15 protein-coding genes are annotated in these 16,064 nt (G+C 56.0%); 8 read left to right on the forward strand and 7 right to left on the reverse strand.

Annotated features, from left to right (window positions below):
• Window positions 1–284 precede the first annotated feature (284 nt).
• A complete protein-coding gene (locus tag OK412_RS10545; RefSeq protein ID WP_010246253.1) occupies window positions 285–482 on the reverse strand; it encodes a hypothetical protein in 198 nt (65 codons plus the stop codon).
• A 512-nt stretch (window positions 483–994) separates the two neighbouring features.
• On the reverse strand, window positions 995–2,245 hold the full coding sequence (icd, locus tag OK412_RS10550; RefSeq protein WP_010246256.1) for an NADP-dependent isocitrate dehydrogenase: 1,251 nt from the start codon (window positions 2,243–2,245) through the stop codon (window positions 995–997).
• A gap of 104 nt (window positions 2,246–2,349) precedes the next feature.
• Between icd and rluE the strand changes: the two genes are divergently transcribed.
• From rluE to OK412_RS10590, 8 genes are all read left to right on the forward strand, one after another.
• Complete coding sequence (gene rluE, locus OK412_RS10555) at window positions 2,350–3,012, forward strand: 23S rRNA pseudouridine(2457) synthase RluE (protein WP_264353158.1); 663 nt, start codon at window positions 2,350–2,352, stop codon at window positions 3,010–3,012.
• 43 nt (window positions 3,013–3,055) lie between these two features.
• Window positions 3,056–3,529, forward strand: a complete 474-nt coding sequence (locus OK412_RS10560) for an NUDIX domain-containing protein (protein WP_010246262.1) — start codon at window positions 3,056–3,058, stop codon at window positions 3,527–3,529.
• Between the two features lie 42 nt (window positions 3,530–3,571).
• Window positions 3,572–4,684 (forward strand): tRNA 2-thiouridine(34) synthase MnmA, encoded by a 1,113-nt coding sequence (gene mnmA / locus OK412_RS10565; RefSeq protein ID WP_010669869.1) that lies wholly within the window; start codon window positions 3,572–3,574, stop codon window positions 4,682–4,684.
• A gap of 42 nt (window positions 4,685–4,726) precedes the next feature.
• Window positions 4,727–5,368: a high frequency lysogenization protein HflD gene (gene hflD, locus OK412_RS10570; RefSeq protein ID WP_010246266.1), complete on the forward strand. Its 642-nt coding sequence runs from the start codon at window positions 4,727–4,729 to the stop codon at window positions 5,366–5,368.
• A 44-nt stretch (window positions 5,369–5,412) separates the two neighbouring features.
• Entirely contained in the window at window positions 5,413–6,783 is a 1,371-nt protein-coding gene (gene purB, locus OK412_RS10575) for an adenylosuccinate lyase (RefSeq protein WP_010246268.1), read from the forward strand.
• Window positions 6,784–6,887: 104 nt separating this feature from the next.
• The gene (phoP, locus tag OK412_RS10580) at window positions 6,888–7,556 is read left to right on the forward strand and encodes a two-component system response regulator PhoP (protein ID WP_010246270.1); all 669 of its coding nucleotides are present in this window, start codon (window positions 6,888–6,890) and stop codon (window positions 7,554–7,556) included.
• 2 nt (window positions 7,557–7,558) lie between these two features.
• The gene (gene phoQ / locus OK412_RS10585; RefSeq protein WP_010246272.1) at window positions 7,559–9,019 is read left to right on the forward strand and encodes a two-component system sensor histidine kinase PhoQ; all 1,461 of its coding nucleotides are present in this window, start codon (window positions 7,559–7,561) and stop codon (window positions 9,017–9,019) included.
• 57 nt (window positions 9,020–9,076) lie between these two features.
• The gene (locus OK412_RS10590) at window positions 9,077–10,201 is read left to right on the forward strand and encodes a cupin domain-containing protein (protein ID WP_010246274.1); all 1,125 of its coding nucleotides are present in this window, start codon (window positions 9,077–9,079) and stop codon (window positions 10,199–10,201) included.
• Window positions 10,202–10,267: 66 nt separating this feature from the next.
• Here OK412_RS10590 and pepT read toward each other — a convergent pair whose 3' ends face one another.
• From pepT to lolC, 5 genes are all read right to left on the reverse strand, one after another.
• Window positions 10,268–11,497: a peptidase T gene (pepT, locus tag OK412_RS10595; RefSeq protein WP_010246276.1), complete on the reverse strand. Its 1,230-nt coding sequence runs from the start codon at window positions 11,495–11,497 to the stop codon at window positions 10,268–10,270.
• Window positions 11,498–11,733: 236 nt separating this feature from the next.
• Entirely contained in the window at window positions 11,734–12,567 is an 834-nt protein-coding gene (gene cobB, locus OK412_RS10600; RefSeq protein WP_010246278.1) for a Sir2 family NAD+-dependent deacetylase, read from the reverse strand.
• Between the two features lie 145 nt (window positions 12,568–12,712).
• A complete protein-coding gene (gene lolE, locus OK412_RS10605; protein ID WP_022625849.1) occupies window positions 12,713–13,957 on the reverse strand; it encodes a lipoprotein-releasing ABC transporter permease subunit LolE in 1,245 nt (414 codons plus the stop codon).
• Window positions 13,957–14,661 (reverse strand): lipoprotein-releasing ABC transporter ATP-binding protein LolD, encoded by a 705-nt coding sequence (gene lolD, locus OK412_RS10610; RefSeq protein WP_010246282.1) that lies wholly within the window; start codon window positions 14,659–14,661, stop codon window positions 13,957–13,959. Before lolD ends, lolE begins: the two co-directional genes overlap by 1 nt.
• Window positions 14,654–15,853 (reverse strand): lipoprotein-releasing ABC transporter permease subunit LolC, encoded by a 1,200-nt coding sequence (gene lolC, locus OK412_RS10615; RefSeq protein ID WP_010246284.1) that lies wholly within the window; start codon window positions 15,851–15,853, stop codon window positions 14,654–14,656. The genes lolD and lolC overlap by 8 nt, the downstream gene beginning before the upstream one ends.
• Window positions 15,854–16,064: the final 211 nt, after the last annotated feature.

The following is a 16,064-nucleotide window of genomic DNA, read 5'->3' on the forward strand; positions in this document are numbered from 1 at the left end:
GTTAAGATTAGATTTGTAAAGGCTGTCACGGTCAAACGTGCCAGCTTTTTTCCGGGCGAGCGAGCCGCAGTGCGGGCCCGCAGGACGCGGGCGAAAGGCGGGGCGGCACAGGATGTGCCATCCCCGGCGGTCCGTCAGGCAGGCGAATGAAGTGAAGGAACCGCGCAGCGGCGCGAGGACCGCCAGCCCCTGCCCGGCACCAGACTGCGTTATCACCTGTCGCTTAACTAACTGGCATTACGCCCATGGCGGCCTGAGGTCTCTGGCTTGATGACCGGGATCGGTCAGTCGGCGCGGGTTGTCAGCAGGCTGATAGCCAGCGTCATCACGGGTTCCGGGTTGATTCCGGTAAACATTTGATGAATTTTTTCAGAAATGGCTTCGCCAGTCACCGGCTTATTTTCAGCCACGATTTCCATCACCGCCTGTCCAAATAGCAGGCGACATGCCGCAATAGCATCACTTACCGCTTCATCATCCATAATGCTCTCCCTCTGTATCGGCAGAAGCGTACACGTCTGCGGCAACCGGATCATGCGTAACTCTATTTTTTTGTGGTACAGGTTACAAAAATGAATCAGCTGTAAGGATCAAATAACGTGGCCCGACACATTTAATGCCGGGCGCTTAACTGATACTGAAAGAGATTAACAGAGGGTCGTTTAACAAATCAGGTGTGACAGGGTGGATGACAGATATGCGTTCACTCACTCTTTTACCGTGGCATCAGACAATTCAATTTGCAGAGAGAGTAAAATGCCATGCAGCGGGAAATGATTTAGCAGCACTCTCACTGAGAAAATGTCTTAAACAGTACGGTGCGAGAGCAATAAGCGCTTAGATGAGTAATCGCTATAACGATGATCGCGGCAAAGCCTGGATTGTGGTTGCTGCGTGAAGGTGATTTTATGAAGAGTTTTGGGGAAAGAAAGCGGGAAGTAAAAAGCCAACACGATTTTTACATCCGTGTTGGCTATATGTTATGTAATGCGGATTACATATTTTCGATGATCGCGTCACCAAACTCTGAACATTTCAGCAGTTTAGCGCCATCCATCAGGCGTTCGAAATCGTAAGTCACGGTCTTGTTAGCGATAGCGCCTTCAACACCTTTAACAATCAGGTCAGCCGCTTCGAACCACTCCATGTGACGCAGCATCATTTCTGCGGACAGAATAATTGAACCTGGGTTCACTTTATCCTGACCTGCATACTTAGGTGCTGTACCGTGGGTCGCTTCGAACAGCGCACACTCGTCACCGATGTTGGCGCCTGGTGCGATACCAATACCGCCAACCTGCGCTGCCAGAGCGTCAGAGATGTAGTCACCGTTCAGGTTCATACAGGCGATAACGTCATACTCAGCCGGACGCAGCAGGATCTGTTGCAGGAACGCATCAGCAATCACATCTTTAACGATGATCTCTTTGCCGGTGTTCGGGTTTTTGAACTTCATCCACGGGCCGCCGTCGATCAGTTCGCCGCCGAACTCTTCTTTCACTAACTGGTATCCCCAGTCTTTGAAAGAGCCTTCGGTGAACTTCATGATGTTGCCTTTGTGAACCAGGGTCAGTGAATCACGATCGTTAGTGATGGTGTATTCCACTGCCGCGCGCACCAGACGTTTGGTGCCCGCTTCTGAACACGGCTTAACGCCGATACCGCACTGCTCAGGGAAGCGAATTTTCTTCACGCCCATCTCTTCGCGCAGGAACTTGATCACTTTGTCCGCTTCGGCAGAGCCCGCTTTCCACTCGATACCCGCATAGATATCTTCGGAGTTTTCACGGAAGATCACCATGTCGGTCTCTTCAGGACGTTTAACCGGGCTTGGCGTGCCTTTGTAGTAACGTACCGGACGCAGGCAGACGTAGAGGTCAAGCTCCTGACGCAGGGCCACGTTCAGTGAACGAATACCGCCGCCGACCGGCGTGGTCAGTGGGCCTTTAATGGCCACGCGATATTCTTTGATTAAGTCGAGAGTTTCCTGTGGCAGCCAGACATCCTGGCCGTAGAGTTCAACTGACTTCTCACCGGTGTAAATCTCCATCCAGGAGATCTTACGCTCGCCGTTGTAGGCTTTCTTCACCGCCGCATCGACGACTTTCAGCATGACCGGGGAAACATCAACACCGATACCGTCACCCTCAATGTAAGGAATGACCGGATTGTTTGGCACTGTGAGCTTGCCCTGATTCAGGGTGATTTTCTGACCTTCCGCCGGAACAACTACTTTGCTTTCCATTAACCTCTCCTGGGCGTTTGTTAATGATTTGTAAGATGCGCGTCAATACTACTTGAATATTTCCGCCACGCCAATCACCGCAATTTCACGTTATAATGCGCCGAATGTTTCTGACTGCAAAGCCCATGCGAAAAACTTCTCAACGAATTCACCAGGATAAACGATTCAGCCGCCCGACGCGTGATGCGCGGCGTTCCCCTGCCCGCCCTGCGGCTCCGCGCCGCGTGATTCTGTTTAACAAACCGTTCGACGTGTTACCGCAGTTCACCGATGAAGCGGGCCGCCGAACCCTGAAGGATTTTGTCAGCGTCGCAGAGGTTTATGCCGCAGGTCGCCTCGATCGCGACAGCGAAGGATTGATGGTGCTGACCAACGACGGCGCGCTGCAGGCTGCGCTGACTCAGCCCGGCAAACGCACAGGTAAGATCTATTATGTGCAGGTGGAAGGCGAGCCACAGGAGACGGATCTGCAGCCTTTGCGGGATGGGGTTAATCTGAAAGATGGGTTGACGCTGCCCGCGGGCGTAGAAAAAGTGGCTGAACCTGAGTGGCTCTGGCCACGTCAGCCACCTATACGCGAACGTAAAAACATCCCGACGCAGTGGCTGAAAGTCACGCTGTATGAAGGCCGTAATCGTCAGGTTCGCCGGATGACCGCCCACATTGGCTTTCCCACTTTGCGATTGGTTCGATACGCGATGGGGAGTTATTCGCTCGACGATCTGGCTCCGGGCGCGTGGCGTGAACTCAGCGAAAGTGCGCTCTGAAACCGGTTTTTTATAACCTCAGGTTAACAATTGCGGAGAAGTGATGTTTAAACCTCATGTTACTGTCGCCTGTCTGGTTCAGGCAGAAGGTGAATTACTGGTGGTGGAAGAGACGATCAACGGTCGCCCCACCTGGAACCAGCCCGCCGGGCATCTTGAAGCGGATGAAACTCTGCTGGAAGCCGCAGAGCGCGAACTCTATGAAGAGACCGGCATCGCCACGCCGATGCACTATTTCATCGCGATAAACCAGTGGATCGCGCCCGACAGTACGCCTTTTGTGCGTTTTCTGTTTGGCGTGGATCTGGCGGAAAAAGCGCCAACCCAGCCGCAGGACAGCGACATCGATTGCTGCTGGTGGTTGCCGCCAGCGCAGATTCTCACTGCCTCTAACCTGCGTTCGCCGCTGGTCGCGGAAAGCGTACGCCTGTGGCAACAGGGCACGCGCTACCCGCTACATCTGGTCAGCCCGTTCCGGTGGCCGTTTCACGAGGGTGCGCGCCTGCCTTCTGCATGATAGAATGCGCCGCCTGTTTTTTTATCGTAATGCGAGCGTGTCATGTCTGACAACAGCCAGAAAAAAGTGATCGTCGGTATGTCCGGCGGCGTCGATTCTTCCGTTTCCGCCTGGTTACTGCAACAGCAGGGTTACCAGGTTGAAGGCCTGTTCATGAAGAACTGGGAGGAGGACGATGGCGAGGAGTATTGTACCGCCGCGGACGATCTGGCGGATGCGCAAGCGGTGTGCGACAAGCTGGGTATGAAGCTGCACAAAGTTAACTTTGCCGCTGAATACTGGGATAACGTCTTTGAGCATTTCCTCGAAGAGTACAAAGCGGGCCGCACGCCCAACCCCGATATCCTCTGCAACAAAGAGATCAAATTCAAAGCGTTCCTGGAGTTCGCGGCTGAGGATCTCGGCGCAGATTTTATCGCCACCGGTCACTACGTGCGTCGTCAGGACGTGGCTGGCCAGAGCCAGCTGCTACGCGGTCTGGATGGCAACAAAGATCAGAGCTACTTCCTCTATACCCTGAGCCACCAGCAGATCGCCCAAAGTCTGTTCCCGGTTGGCGAGCTGGAAAAACCGGAAGTGCGCCGCATTGCCGAACAGCTGGACCTTATCACCGCGAAGAAGAAAGATTCGACCGGTATCTGCTTTATCGGTGAACGCAAATTCCGCGACTTCCTGGCGCGCTATCTCCCGGCTCAGCCTGGCGAAATAGAAACCACCGAAGGCCAGATCGTCGGTGAACATCAGGGGCTGATGTACCATACTCTGGGACAGCGTAAAGGCCTGGGTATTGGCGGCCTGAAAGAGAGCAAAGATGATCCCTGGTATGTGGTCGACAAAGATGTGGCGCGTAACCGCCTGATTGTTGCCCAGGGCGGCGATCATCCGCGTCTGATGTCCGTCGGCCTGATTGCGCAGCAGCTGCACTGGGTTGATCGCCAGCCGATTACCGCCCCGCTTCGCTGCACCGTGAAAACCCGCTATCGTCAGACCGATATTCCCTGTGAGATTATCCCACACGGCGACGATCGGATTGAGGTGCGTTTCGACGAGCCGGTTGCAGCAGTGACGCCGGGTCAGTCTGCGGTGTTTTACCTTGGTGAGGTCTGCCTCGGTGGCGGTATTATCGAACAGCGTCTGCCGTTAGTGGCGGAGTAAGCGGGCTCAGCCCGCATTGATGACGCGTAAACAGGAGTAACCGTGGCGAAAAATTATCAGGAAATTACGCTGGCGCTGGCGGGCATCTGTCAGTCGGCCCATCTGGTGCAGCAGCTGGCTCAGCAGGGTCACTGCCAGCCGGAGGCGCTGACCGTATCGCTGCGCAGCGTACTGGACCTCAATCCTGGCTCAACGCTGGCGGTGTTTGGCAACAATGAAGCCAACCTGCGCCTCGGACTTGAAACCCTGATGGCGGTGCTGAACAGCAGCAGTCGTCAGGGTGCAGGTGCAGAGCTGACGCGTTACACCCTGAGCATGATGGTGCTGGAGCGCAAGCTCAGCGCCAGTAAAACGGCCATGGCGACGCTGGCCCAGCGCATCACTCAGCTGGATCGCCAGCTGGCGCATTATGAACTGGAATCAGACACCATTCTCAGCGCGATGGCTGCCATCTATGTGGATGTGATCAGCCCGCTTGGCCCGCGTATTCAGGTCACCGGTTCGCCTGCGGTACTGCAGAATACGCAGGTACAGAGTAAAGTGCGCGCCACCCTGTTAGCCGGTATCCGTGCTGCCGTATTGTGGCAGCAGGTCGGTGGTGGCCGACTGCAACTGATGTTCTCGCGTCAGCGTTTGCTGCGTGAAGCGAAAACCCTCTTATCCCGGCTGCCACTGACTTACTAAGTCGGTGCGGCAAAACACTGCTAAATGATTCAGGAGTTGCACTGATGGAATTATCCTCTCTGACCGCCGTCTCACCTGTCGATGGTCGTTACGGCGATAAAGTCAGCCCGCTGCGTGCGATTTTCAGCGAATTCGGTTTGCTGAAATTCCGCGTTGAGGTTGAAGTTCGCTGGTTACAAAAACTGGCCGCGACCGCAGAGATCAAGGAAGTTCCTGCATTTGATGCCGACGCAAACGCTTTCCTTGATGCGATTGTCGCCGGTTTTTCCGAAGAAGATGCCGCGCGCATCAAAACCATTGAGCGCACCACCAACCACGACGTCAAAGCGGTTGAGTATTTCCTGAAAGAGAAAGTTGCCGACGTCCCTGCCCTGCATGCTGTTTCTGAATTTATCCACTTCGCCTGTACTTCTGAAGATATCAACAACCTGTCGCACGCCCTGATGCTGGAAACAGCCCGTCGTGACGTGATCCTGCCTTACTGGCAGCAGCTGATTACTGCTGTGAAGGATCTTGCCAGCGAATATCGTGACATTCCGCTGCTCTCCCGCACCCACGGCCAGCCGGCTACACCGTCGACGATGGGTAAAGAGATGGCGAACGTCGCTTACCGTCTGGAGCGTCAGTTACGTCAGCTGAAACAGATTGAGGTGCTGGGCAAAATCAACGGCGCTGTAGGGAATTACAACGCCCACATTGCCGCCTATCCCGAAGTGGACTGGCATGCGCTGAGCGAGAACTTCGTCACCTCGCTGGGGATCACCTGGAACCCTTACACCACGCAGATTGAGCCGCACGACTATATTGCCGAAATGTTCGACTGCATCGCCCGCTTTAACACCATCCTGATCGATTTCGATCGCGATATCTGGGGTTATGTAGCGCTGAACCATTTCAAACAGAAGACCATTGCGGGCGAGATTGGTTCGTCGACCATGCCGCACAAAGTGAACCCAATCGACTTCGAAAACTCCGAAGGCAATCTGGGCCTGGCGAACGCGGTAATGCAGCATCTGGCCAGCAAGCTGCCGGTCTCACGCTGGCAGCGCGATCTGACCGACTCCACCGTGCTGCGTAACCTCGGCGTGGGCGTCGGTTATGCGCTGATCGCCTATCAGGCGACGCTGAAAGGCATCTCGAAACTGGAAGTGAACCGCGATCGTCTGCTGGACGAACTGGATCACAACTGGGAAGTGCTGGCAGAACCGATCCAGACGGTAATGCGCCGTTACGGCATTGAGAAGCCTTATGAAAAGCTGAAGGAGCTGACGCGCGGTAAACGCGTCGATGCCGCCGGCATGCAGGCCTTTATCGACAGCCTGGCGCTGCCGGAAGAGGAAAAAGTCCGTCTGAAGCAGATGACGCCTGCAAACTATATTGGTCGCGCTATCCAGATGGTTGACGATCTGAAATAATGCCCGCCGCAGACCGGCCCAGTCCGGTCTGCGTTAACATCTTGTTTAATACATTTCGCGTATACTTTCTGCAGGTTGACTCAAACAGAGTGTAAGGAATTCCTATGCGTGTTCTGGTTGTTGAAGACAATGCCCTGCTGCGCCATCATCTCGCCGTCCAGTTACGTGACATGGGCCATCAGGTCGATGCCGCCGAAGACGCCAAAGAAGCTGACTATTTTCTTCGGGAACATCTGCCCGATATCGCGCTGGTGGATCTCGGCCTGCCGGATGAAGATGGTATGTCTCTGATTCGCCGCTGGCGCAGCGATGCCGTGCGCCAGCCGATTCTGGTGCTGACCGCCCGTGAAGGCTGGCAGGCCAAAGTTGAGGCGCTGGAAGCCGGTGCGGATGACTACGTCACCAAACCGTTTCACATTGAAGAAGTCGCGGCACGCCTGCAGGCGCTGATGCGTCGTAACAGCGGACATGCCTCGCAAATCATCGATATGGCCCCGTTTCAGGTTGATCTCTCCCGCCGTGAACTGACGGTCAATGAACAGCCGGTGAAGCTCACTGCTTTTGAATACACCATTGTCGAGACGCTGATCCGTAACGCGGGCAAAGTGGTAAGCAAAGACTCGCTGATGCTGCAGCTCTATCCTGACGCTGAACTGCGTGAAAGCCACACCATCGACGTTCTTATGGGCCGTCTGCGCAAAAAAATTCTGGCGTTGCATCCTACTGACGTGATCGCCACCGTGCGTGGCCAGGGCTACCGCTTTGATCTCTGACCATGTCCTGGTTTAATCGTTATCGCCCTATTTCGCTGCGCGCCCGCTTTCTGCTGGCCTCCGCAGCGATCGTCCTCTTCCTCTCACTCTCCTACGGCATGGTGGCGGTGATTGGCTATGTGGTCAGTTTCGATAAAAACACCTATCGCGTGATGCGCGGCGAGAGCAACCTGTTTTTTACGCTGGCGCAATGGCATGACAACAAACTCACCATCGCCCAGCCGGAACGGATGACGCTCAACTTCCCGACGCTGGTGTTTATTTACGATGAGCACGGCAAGCTGTTGTGGCAGCAACGCGACGTGCCGGAGATCCGCAAGAAGATCCGCCGTGAATGGTTGCTGAAGCCTGACTTCTACGAGATTGATACCAGTAACCGTACCAGCATGGTGGCGATGGGCAATAACCTGAATGCTCAGCAACGACTCAACGACTGGGACAATGACAGCAACGATACCTTTACCCATTCGGTCGCCGTTAACCGTTACGATGCCACCACGAATCTGCCCGCACTCACCATTGTGGTGGTCGACTCTATCCCGCAGGAGTTGCAGCATTCTGATGTGGTCTGGTCGTGGTTCAGCTATGTGCTGGCGGCCAACCTGATACTGATCATTCCGTTGCTGTGGCTGGCGGCGCACTGGAGTCTGCGGCCGATTGGCGCGCTGACGCAGCAGGTGCGCGAACTGGAGACCAGTCAGCGCGAAAATCTGGCGGATAATCCGCCGCAGGAACTGCGCAGTCTGGTGCGTAACCTCAATCTGTTGCTGACCAATGAGCGGCAACGCTATACCCGCTATCGCACCACGCTTTCAGACCTGACCCACAGCCTGAAAACGCCGCTGGCCGTGTTGCAGAGCACCCTGCGCTCGCTGCGCAACGGCAAGGAACTGACGGTGGAACAGGCTGAGCCGGTGATGCTGGAGCAGATTAGTCGTATCTCGCAGCAGGTCGGTTATTATCTTCATCGCGCCAGTATGCAGGCCGATCACAATCCGCTGCAGCGCGATCTGCATTCCGTTTCCGGTCTGCTCGACAAGCTCTGCTCGGCCCTGAATAAAGTCTATCAGCGTAAAGGCGTGGCGATTTCGCTGGATATCTCACCGGAGCTGACCTTTGTTGGCGACCAGAATGACTTTATGGAAGTGCTGGGCAACGTGCTCGATAACGCCTGCAAGTACTGCCTGGAATTTATCGAAATCAGCGCTTTTCAGAGCGAAAATGCACTCCATCTCTATATTGACGATGATGGTCCGGGCATTCCCGAGAGCAAGCGCGATTTAGTGTTTGTCCGGGGTCAGCGCGCCGACACCCTGCGTCCCGGTCAGGGACTGGGTCTGGCGGTGGTGCGTGATATCCTTGAGCAATATGAGGGCAACGTCATCGCCTCCGGTAGCGCACTCGGCGGAACACGCATGGAAGTGGTCTTTCAGCGCCAGGAAGTCGAACATCGCCGCGAGTAGAAAACCCTCAGGGCTGTTATACTTGCTGGCATTTACAGCCCTAAGCGGAACCCTTTTATGGACTATCAGCTCGATATTAACTGGCCCGATTTTATTCAGCGTTACTGGCAGAAACGCCCGGTAGTGCTGAAGCGTGGTTTTAAAAACTTTGTCGATCCTCTTTCACCGGATGAACTGGCCGGTCTGGCGATGGAAAACGAGGTGGATAGCCGCCTGGTCAGCCATCAGGATGGCAAATGGCAGGTCAGCCACGGCCCGTTCGAGAGCTATGATCATTTGGGTGAAAACAACTGGTCGCTGCTGGTACAGGCGGTCAATCACTGGCATGAAGCCTCTGCCGCACTGATGCGCCCTTTCCGTTTCCTGCCTGACTGGCGTGTTGATGACCTGATGGTGTCGTTTGCCGTCCCTGGCGGCGGCGTCGGTCCCCATTTTGATCAGTATGATGTCTTTATTATTCAGGGTGCCGGTCGCCGTCGCTGGCGCGTCGGTGAAAAGGTGCCGCTGAAGCAGCACTGCCCGCATCCGGATCTGCTGCAGGTTGAGCCATTCGACGCCATCATCGATGAAGAGATGGAGCCGGGTGATATTCTCTATATTCCGCCGGGGTTCCCGCATGAAGGTTACTCGCTGGAAAACGCCCTGAACTACTCCGTGGGTTTCCGTGCCCCCAGCGGACGCGAGCTAATCAGCGGCTTTGCGGATTACGCGCTGGCTAATGAGCTGGGCAGCCTGCGCTTCAGCGATCCGGATGTCCCTGCACGTGATTGCCCGTCGCAGATTCTGCCGCAGGAGATCGAAGGCGTACGTCAGTTGATGCTGGATGTGGTCAATCAGCCGGAGCAGTTCGCTCAGTGGTTTGGCGAATTCATTTCCCAGTCACGTCACGAACTCGATGTCGCGCCACCGGAACCGCCTTACCAGCCTGATGAAATTTATGATGCGCTGCAACAGGGCGATACCCTGAGCCGGTTAGGTGGCCTGCGTGTCCTGACGATTGGCGATGCGGTCTATGTCAACGGTGAGCGGGTTGAGTGTTCACATCCCGATGTGATGGCGGTCCTGGCGCGCCACTATCGCATCACACTGGACGATCTGGGCGATGCGCTGGATGACCCGTCGGTACTGGCGCAGATCGCTGATCTGGTCAATGCCGGTTACTGGTACTTCGGCGACGAATAATCTGAACTGATACTGAATCAGGCTCTCTTGCCGCCGTGGCAGAGAGCCTTTTTTGTGTCTGCGGATTTAATTCTTCTTCTGCGCCGCCAGCTCTGACAGCCGCACAATCACTTCCACCGATTTCGCCATGATATTCAGCGAAGCAAACTCATGCTTGCCGTGATAGTTATAGCCACCGGTGAAGATGTTCGGGCAAGGCAGCCCTTTCCACGACAGCGCCGATCCATCCGTACCGCCGCGAATCGGTTTCACTACCGGCTCAATGCCGCAGTCACGCATCGCCTGTAAAGCCAGTTCGATGATGTGCGGGAACGGCTCAACCTTTTCACGCATGTTGCGATAGCTGTTGGTGATCTCGACGGTGACCGAACAGTCCGGGTGCAGGGTTTTGTTGATCTCTGCGGCAATCTGCAGCAGCGTCTGTTTACGCTGTTCAAAACTCTCCGTTTCGAAGTCACGAATGATATAGAGCATCTCGGCGTGTTCAACGCTGCCTTTGATCTGATGCAGATGATAGAAGCCCTGATAGCCGTCAGTATATTGCGGTTTTTCGCTGGCCGGGACCGCGGCATGAAACTGGTTTGCCAGATCCAGCGCATTGACCATCACCCCTTTGGCGGAGCCAGGGTGCACGTTGTTACCGACGATTTTTACGGTGGCCGAAGCAGCGTTGAAGTTCTCATATTCGAACTCACCCAGATCACTGCCATCAATGGTGTAGGCCCAGTCAGCGGCAAAGCCTTCCACATCAAAGTGAGAAGTGCCGCGACCAATCTCTTCATCGGGCGTAAAGGCAACACGGATCGCACCGTGCGGCGTATCGCTCGCAGCCAGTTGCGCCATCGCCGTCATGATCTCAGCGATACCCGCTTTATCATCCGCGCCCAGCAGGGTTTTGCCATCGGTGGTAATCAGCGTATGCCCAATCAGCTTGTGCAGCACCGGGAACATCACCGGCGAGAGAATTTCGTTGCCGTTACCCAGCGCAATGTCTCCGCCGCGATAATTTTCAATAATCTGCGGATTAACATGTTTCGCCGTAAAGTCTGGCGAGGTATCCATGTGAGAGATGAAACCGATGACTGGCGTCGGCCAGTCAACATTGGCGGGCAGCGTGCCCATGACGCAACAGTGATCGCTTAAGGAGACATCGACAAAACCCAGTGCCAGCAACTCCTCCTGCAGCTGACGCGCCAGCGTCCACTGCCCTTCACTGCTGGGCACCTGGCGCGCCTGCGGCTTAGCCTGGGTCTCAACGGCCACATAACTTAAAAAGCGCTCAAGTAACTGTTCCATATCCCATCCTTTAAAAGTGCCATCCGGTATTATTAACAGACCTGCCGGTTACAACGTTGCGTAAAATCATTCGCAGACAGGTTAGCGCTGTCGATAACCTTTGGGAAAGCAATAAGCCCGAAAAAAACGGCTGATTACGAGATTGTTGCGGCAAACCTCGCAATGTTGATAAACACCGGGCGGCTGAAATCAGTATGACGGGCAAGAAACGGCGAGGCGGCCATAGCCGCCCCTGCTTACTTATAAAGCGCGCGCAGCAGCTTATGCACAAACTCCGGCACCACTTCGCTCGCCAGGCCGTAATGCCGCTCGGCAAATTCGTTGCCCACCTGGCTTGGCTCCAGGTTCAGCTCAACAGTATGCGCGCCCTGCAGTTTGGCTTCATGGACAAAACCCGCGGCCGGATAGACATGGCCTGAGGTGCCGATAGCGATAAAGTAATCGGCCTGTTCCAGCGCCTGATAAATCTGCTCCATGCCCAGCGGCATCTCACCAAACCACACTACGTGCGGCCGCAGCGCCGAAGGGAACTGACAGCAGGTGCAGCGATCGTCCGGCGTGATATCACCGGTCCACTCAATGACCTGACCGCTGGTGACACAGCGCACTTTTAGCAGTTCACCGTGCATATGCAGCACCCGGCTGTTTCCGGCACGTTCATGCAGATTGTCGATGTTTTGCGTGACCAGCAAAAAGTTATCGCCTAATACCTGTTCCAGCTCCGCCAGCGCCAGATGGGCCGCGTTAGGCTGAATCTCTGCCTCCTGCAATTGCTGGCGGCGCGCATTGTAGAAGCGCTGCACCAGTGCAGGATCGCGCTGAAATCCTTCGGGCGTCGCAACATCTTCTACGTGGTGCTCTTCCCACAGGCCGTCAGCGGCGCGGAAGGTCCGGATGCCGGACTCCGCTGAGATGCCTGCGCCGGTCAGCACGACAACATGTGGCTGAGGATGGGCGGCCAGTTCGGCCTGACGATCGCGCTCAAATATGCGCTGGCGAAAGCGCTGATGCACTTTTCTCCGGGTTTTCTTCAGGCGGGCAAGTCGTATGCGGCGACGTGGTGTACGCATAAAATCTCCTGGCGTAGCAGCTGCGGCGAGCCGCTCTAAACAGATTCCGGGTTAACATCACCCGATAGTAACGGTTGCTGAGGGCAGCGCCCAACAGCAAAGGTCTTAAACAGATGCGGCGCGAAAGGATTCGCGCCGCATTTTTTCACTGACCGCTTAATACCCGAGCCGGGTCAATGCGGCTGGCGCGTCTGGCGGGATACCAGCTCGCCAGCAGGCTCAGCAGAATCGCGGTAATCAATACTGAGAACACATCAATCCAGTGCAGTTCCGACGGCAGGAAATCAATGAAGTAGATATCACCCGCCAGCAGATGATGACCGGTAACCGACTCCAGCCCGCGCACCAGTGAGGTCAGATTCAGCGCCACCAGCACGCCCGCGATCACGCCGCTGACGCTGCCCAGCAGGCCTGCCAGCAAACCGTACCAGATGAAGATGGCGCGGATCAGCCGGTCTTTAGCACCGAGGGTACGGAGCACCGCAATGTCACTGCTCTTATCCTTCACCGCCATCACCAGCGTTGAGACAATGTTAAAGCAGGCGACGCCAATCACCAGCACCATCGCCAGATACATGATGGCGCGGATCATCTGAATGTCGCGGTACATATAGCCGTAGGTGCCAATCCAGCTCTTGATGTAGACGTAGGAACGGGTCGCTTCACCGGCATCCCGCACCAGTTTGACCGCCTGGAACGGGTCGGTCATCTTCAGGGCGATGCCGGACACGCTGTCACCCATCTCCAGATAGTGCTGCGCATCGGCGAGAGGCACCAGCGCCAGGCTGTGATCGAGCATGCCGCTCAGTTGCAGAATACCGCTGACCTGAAGCCGGATACGTTTAGGCTGAAGCAGTTTGTTATCACCATCGTTGTTGGGGATCATGATGGTGATCCAGTCGCCCTGCTTCACGTTCAGCGATTTAGCAATGCCGCCGCCCAGAATGATCTGCTGCTTACCGGCGGCAAAAGAGGACCAGCCGTTATCTGCCACAAACTGTGGCAGGGCGCTGAGGCGCGGCTCCTGTGCCGGATCAACGCCCTTTACCTGCAGCGCTTCCAGCCGGGCGCCGCTCTCAATCAGGCCGGTGAAGTTCACATAAGGCGCCGCCGCCGCAATGCCGGGCACCTTTTCAATCGGGGCAATCATCGACTGCCAGTGCTGGAACGGCTGATTGACCGCCTCGATCTCGCCGTGCGGCACCACCGCCAGAATGCGGTTGTTCAGCTCACGCTCAAAACCATTCATGGCGCTCAGACCGATAATCAGCACCGCCACGCCCAGCGCAATACCGATGGTGGAGATCACCGAAATCAGCGACACCATGCCGCCACGACGGCGGCCACGGCTAAAGCGCAGGCCCAGCAACAGGGATAACGACGAACCCATTACACCGCTCCTGCCATGGTGAGCTGATCGCTTAACTGACCATCACGCATCTCCATCTGACGCGTCATGCGTTTTGCCAGCATCAGATCGTGAGTCACCACCAGAAACGCGGTGCCCTGACGCACGTTCAGTTCGCCCAGTAATTCAAAAATGGCGTCGGCGTTGCGTGCATCGAGGTTACCGGTTGGCTCATCCGCCATCACCAGCCGTGGGCGGTTAACCAGCGCCCGGGCAATCGCCACGCGCTGGCGTTCGCCGCCTGACAGTTCTGAAGGCCGGTGCGCGGCGCGATGGTCCAGCCCGACCGCGGCCAGCATCTCACGGGCGCGATCCTGTGCTTCCGTTTTAGCCGTTTTGCCAATCAGCAGCGGCATCGCCACGTTCTCCAGCGCGCTGAAGTCCGGCAGCAGATGGTGGAACTGATAGATAAAGCCCAGCTCGCGGTTACGCAGCTCCGCTTTGGCCGACGAGGACATCGCATTCAGTGACTGGCCATCAAACACCACGTCGCCCGATGTCGGTGCATCCAGGCCGCCGAGCAGATGCAGCAGCGTACTTTTACCGGAACCGGAGCTGCCGACAATCGCTGTCAGTTCACCGGGCTGGAGGCTGAAAGCCACATTGCGCAGCACATCGGTCTGCACGCTGCCTTCCTGATAGCGTTTGCACAGGTCGCGGCACTGCAACAAAGGAGTGTTACTCATAACGTAAAGCCTCAGCAGGTTGAACGGCGGCAGCGCGCCACGAAGGATAGAGCGTAGACAACAGCGCCACAATCATGGCGCTGAGGGCGATGGTGACCACCTGCCACACATTAATATCAACCGGCAATGCGGCACCATCAAGGAACAGGCCAATCACCGGCATTAAGTTGTTGAGCTGGCTGGCCAGCAAGACACCGAGCAGCGTGCCGAGCAGCGTGCCGATAATACCGGCGCTGGCACCCTGCACCATAAACACCGCCACTATTTGCCGGCGCGTCAGGCCCTGGGTTTGCAGGATCGCCACTTCGCCCTGCTTCTCCATGATCAGCAGGCCTAACGAAGTGATGATGTTAAAGGCAGCCACGGCGATGATCAGGCTCAGCAGCAGGCCCATCATGTTCTTCTCCATACGCACCGCCTGGAAGAGATCGCCTTTGCGCTCACGCCAGTCTTTCCAGACCAGGCCCGCAGGCAGTGTCTGCTGACTCAGACTGTCGACCGACAGCGGTTTATCCAGCCACAGTCGCCAGCCGGTAATATTACCGGCCGGATAGCGCATCACGCGCGACGCATCCTGAAGATTGACCAGAATCTGATAACCATCGACTTCGCTGTTAGCGGCATAGGTGCCCGCTACGGTAAACAGACGCTGACTTGGCACGCGTCCCATCGGGGTGAACTGGCTGACCGACGGCACCATCAGACGCAGTTGATCGCCACGTTTTACGCCAAGCTGGGATGCCAGCTGTTCGCCAAGGATGACATTATACTGCCCGGCCTGCAGCACGCTCTGCCGGGTATTGACCAGGAAAGGGGTAAGCGGATCTTTTTCAGCCGGCTCAATGCCCAGCATCACGCCAACGGAGACGCTGTGCGGGCTTTGCAGCACCACATTGGCGGTGGTCAGCGGCGCAATACGGCTGACACCCTGCAGATTCAGCGAGGTGGCGGGTTGCTGTTGTGGATTGAGACTGCCTTTGTCGCTGGTGATCAGCGCCTGAGGCATCAGGCCAAGAATATTGCCTTCGAGTTCACGCTCAAAACCGTTCATCACCGATAACACGGTGACCATCGCCAGCACGCCGAGCGTAATGCCAATCGTTGAGAGCCAGGAGACAAAGCGACCGAAGCGATCCGATGCTCGTCCGCGCATATAACGCAGACCGATAAATAGCGCGACAGGTTGATACATGGAATCCAGTAAGCCGTTGCCTGAAAATAGGTAGTGGGATGATAAAGGAGCGGCTGGCTTTATGAAACCTCTAACCCTCTGAGTCGGCAGCAAAGTTGCATCCGGATGCGTCACTTTGCGCGCCAAAGCAGCGGAATAGCCGATAAAGCCGCCGCTTATTGGCTGATTATTCAGCGCCCAGGGGGGTAGACTACAATCAGTACCATGATCA

Origin of the sequence: Pantoea sp. JV6 (assembly GCF_025910055.1) — a bacterium.
Lineage (GTDB): Bacteria > Pseudomonadota > Gammaproteobacteria > Enterobacterales > Enterobacteriaceae > Pantoea > Pantoea agglomerans.

What these genes read in the sequence shown, in the direction of transcription:
- OK412_RS10545 (WP_010246253.1), bottom strand. Translation starts at nt 482, where the DNA reads ATGGATGATGAAGCGGTAAGTGATGCTATTGCGGCATGTCGCCTGCTA.
- icd (WP_010246256.1), bottom strand. Translation starts at nt 2,245, where the DNA reads ATGGAAAGCAAAGTAGTTGTTCCGGCGGAAGGTCAGAAAATCACCCTG.
- rluE (WP_264353158.1), top strand. Translation starts at nt 2,350, where the DNA reads ATGTTTCTGACTGCAAAGCCCATGCGAAAAACTTCTCAACGAATTCAC.
- OK412_RS10560 (WP_010246262.1), top strand. Translation starts at nt 3,056, where the DNA reads ATGTTTAAACCTCATGTTACTGTCGCCTGTCTGGTTCAGGCAGAAGGT.
- mnmA (WP_010669869.1), top strand. Translation starts at nt 3,572, where the DNA reads ATGTCTGACAACAGCCAGAAAAAAGTGATCGTCGGTATGTCCGGCGGC.
- purB (WP_010246268.1), top strand. Translation starts at nt 5,413, where the DNA reads ATGGAATTATCCTCTCTGACCGCCGTCTCACCTGTCGATGGTCGTTAC.
- phoP (WP_010246270.1), top strand. Translation starts at nt 6,888, where the DNA reads ATGCGTGTTCTGGTTGTTGAAGACAATGCCCTGCTGCGCCATCATCTC.
- phoQ (WP_010246272.1), top strand. Translation starts at nt 7,559, where the DNA reads ATGTCCTGGTTTAATCGTTATCGCCCTATTTCGCTGCGCGCCCGCTTT.
- OK412_RS10590 (WP_010246274.1), top strand. Translation starts at nt 9,077, where the DNA reads ATGGACTATCAGCTCGATATTAACTGGCCCGATTTTATTCAGCGTTAC.
- pepT (WP_010246276.1), bottom strand. Translation starts at nt 11,497, where the DNA reads ATGGAACAGTTACTTGAGCGCTTTTTAAGTTATGTGGCCGTTGAGACC.
- cobB (WP_010246278.1), bottom strand. Translation starts at nt 12,567, where the DNA reads ATGCGTACACCACGTCGCCGCATACGACTTGCCCGCCTGAAGAAAACC.
- lolE (WP_022625849.1), bottom strand. Translation starts at nt 13,957, where the DNA reads ATGGGTTCGTCGTTATCCCTGTTGCTGGGCCTGCGCTTTAGCCGTGGC.
- lolD (WP_010246282.1), bottom strand. Translation starts at nt 14,661, where the DNA reads ATGAGTAACACTCCTTTGTTGCAGTGCCGCGACCTGTGCAAACGCTAT.
- lolC (WP_010246284.1), bottom strand. Translation starts at nt 15,853, where the DNA reads ATGTATCAACCTGTCGCGCTATTTATCGGTCTGCGTTATATGCGCGGA.